This window comes from Dactylosporangium sp. NPDC050588 (assembly GCF_040654975.1).
Taxonomy (GTDB): domain Bacteria; phylum Actinomycetota; class Actinomycetes; order Mycobacteriales; family Micromonosporaceae; genus Dactylosporangium; species Dactylosporangium maewongense.
In genome coordinates, this window is the sequence record NZ_JBFAJA010000219.1 from 1 (window position 1) to 2360 (window position 2360).

At 74.1% G+C, this 2360-nt stretch carries 1 protein-coding gene; it reads right to left on the bottom strand.

Features of this window, described 5'->3' with window-relative positions:
* Positions 1–2300 (bottom strand): AMP-binding protein (locus tag AB0I21_RS57380; protein WP_360574498.1); only part of this gene is annotated, 2300 nt, incomplete at its 3' end.
* Between the last annotated feature and the right edge of the window lie 60 nt (positions 2301–2360).

A 2360-nucleotide genomic window follows, 5' to 3' on the forward strand; every position in this document is an offset into this window, starting at 1 on the left:
TCGAACGCGAACGAGTGGAACCACGTCCACACGTCATCCGCACCGAACGCGAACTGCTCCGCCGTCGCGGCCAGCAGCGTCATCACGTTGCGGTGCGACACGACAACGCCCTTCGGCGTGCCGGTCGACCCCGACGTGTAGATCACGTACGCCGGGTGGTCCAGCAGCAGGCCCGGCACCTGAACGGCGCTGTCGTCGTCCGGCAGGTCCGAAAGATCGGACATGACCAACGCCGGACGGGCGTCCGCCAGCATGAACGCCACCCGCTCCGCCGGGTACGCCGGATCGATCGGCAGATAGCCCGCGCCCGCCTTCAGGACGCCGAGCAGCGCCACGACCAGGTCAGCGGAGCGGTCCATCCGCACGGCGACCAGGCTCTCCGGGCCGACGCCACGACCGGCGAGGAAGCGGGCCATCCGGTTGGAGCGGGCGTCCAGGTCCGCGTACGACAGGCGCAGGTCACCGTCGACCAGGGCGGTCGCGGCAGGGGTGCCGGCGGCCTGCGCCGCGAACACGGACACCAGCGTGCCGGCCGGCGTCACGTCGACCGCGGGGTTCCACTCCGACAGGACCTGGCGGCGCTCGGCCTCGCCGAGCACGTCGACGGTGGCGAGCGGGGCCGCGGCGTCCTGCGACAGGGCGGCGACGAGACCCGCCGTCGCGGTGTGCAGCATGGCGGCGACCGCGTGCGGGTCGATGGGGGCGGCGGCGTCGACCGCGAACGTGAAGCCGGTGCCGTCGTCGTCGACGGACACGGTCAGCGGGTAGTTCGTCCGTTCGCGGGCGGAGAGGACCTCGAACCCGCCGGTGCGGGCCGGGCCGCCGGTGCCGGCGTGCCGGTAGTTGAACAGGGTCGTGAACAGCGGCTCGTCGGCGGGGACGGCGCTGACCCGCTGCGCCAGCGCGAGCGAGGCGTGCTCGTGTTCGAGGAGGCCGGCGAGCTGGCGGCGCATGCCGGCGACGGCGGCGGCCGCGTCGAGGTCGCCGGTGCGGACGCGGACGGGCAGCGTGTTGATGAACGCGCCGGGGACCCGCTCGGCGCCGGTTCCGGCGTTCATACGGCCGAGGAGGACGGTGCCGAACACGACGTCGGTACGGCCCGAGACGGCGGCGAGGACCCGGGACCAGACGACGTGCATGACGGTGGCCGGGCTGGCGCCGAGCCGCCGGGCCGCGTCCCGCAGCCGGTGCGCGAGGGCCGGCTCGACCCCCAGGTGGGCGGTGACGACGTCGGAGCCGTCGCCGTGGACGCCCGCGACGCCGAAGGCGACGGTCGGCGCGTCGACGCCGGCGAGCAGGGCGCGGAAGTGCTCCTCGTGCCCGCCCGTGGCGCGGGCCTGGGCGACGAAGTTCCGGAACGGGACCGGCTCCGGCAGGTCGGCGGGGCGGCCGTCGAGGACGGCCTGGATCTCGCCGAGGACGACGTCGAGGGCGGTGTGGTCCTGGACCAGGTGATGGACGCGGACGAGGGCCAGCCACCGGCCGTCCGCCTCGGGGCTGACGTGGACGTCGAGCAGCGGGGCCCGCCCGAGGTCCATGGACCGGCCGACCTCGTCGACGCTGCCGACCTCGACGACCGGCAGCGTGGCGCTCCGCCACACCACCTGGACCGGTTCGCGCAGCCCCTCCCACACGACGGAGGTGCGGAACACGTCGTGCCGGTCGATCACCTGCTGCAGCGCCGCGGTGAACGCGTCGAGGCGGGCGCGGCCGTCGAAGGCGAGGACGGTGGACAGCACGTAGGCGTCGTCGCCACCGCCGGCCAGGAGGTGGTGGAAGAGAATGCCTTCCTGCAGCGGGGCGAGGGGGTAGATGTCGGCGATGTCGTCCTCGGCGACGGCGGCGGTGACGATCCGCAGCTCGTCCTCGGTCAGGTCCGTGAGGGTGCCGGGCACGGCGACCGGCACCGGCCCGGCGGTCGCGGCGAGGCCGGCCGGGGACGGGGTCTCGAACAGCGCCCGGACGGACACGGCGACGCCCCGTTCCCGGAGCCACTCGACGAGGCGGACGGCGAGCAGGGAGTGGCCGCCGAGGGCGAAGAAGTCGTCGTCGACACCGACCGCGTCCAGGTCGAGCACCTGCGCGAACGCGGCGCACAGCAGCTCTTCGTGGACGTTCGCGGGTCCGCGGCCGGCACCGGTCTGGAACTGCGGCGCGGGCAGCGCCCTCCGGTCCAGCTTGCCGTTCACCGTCAACGGCAACGCGTCCAGGGTCACGAACGCTGCCGGCACCATGTACTCCGGCAACGACGCCGCAACGTGCTCCCGCAACCCTTCGCCAGCACCGACCACATAGGCCACCAGCCGGTCCTCGCGCAGCAGAACGGCCGCCTGCGAGACTTCCGGATGGGTCAGCAGGAC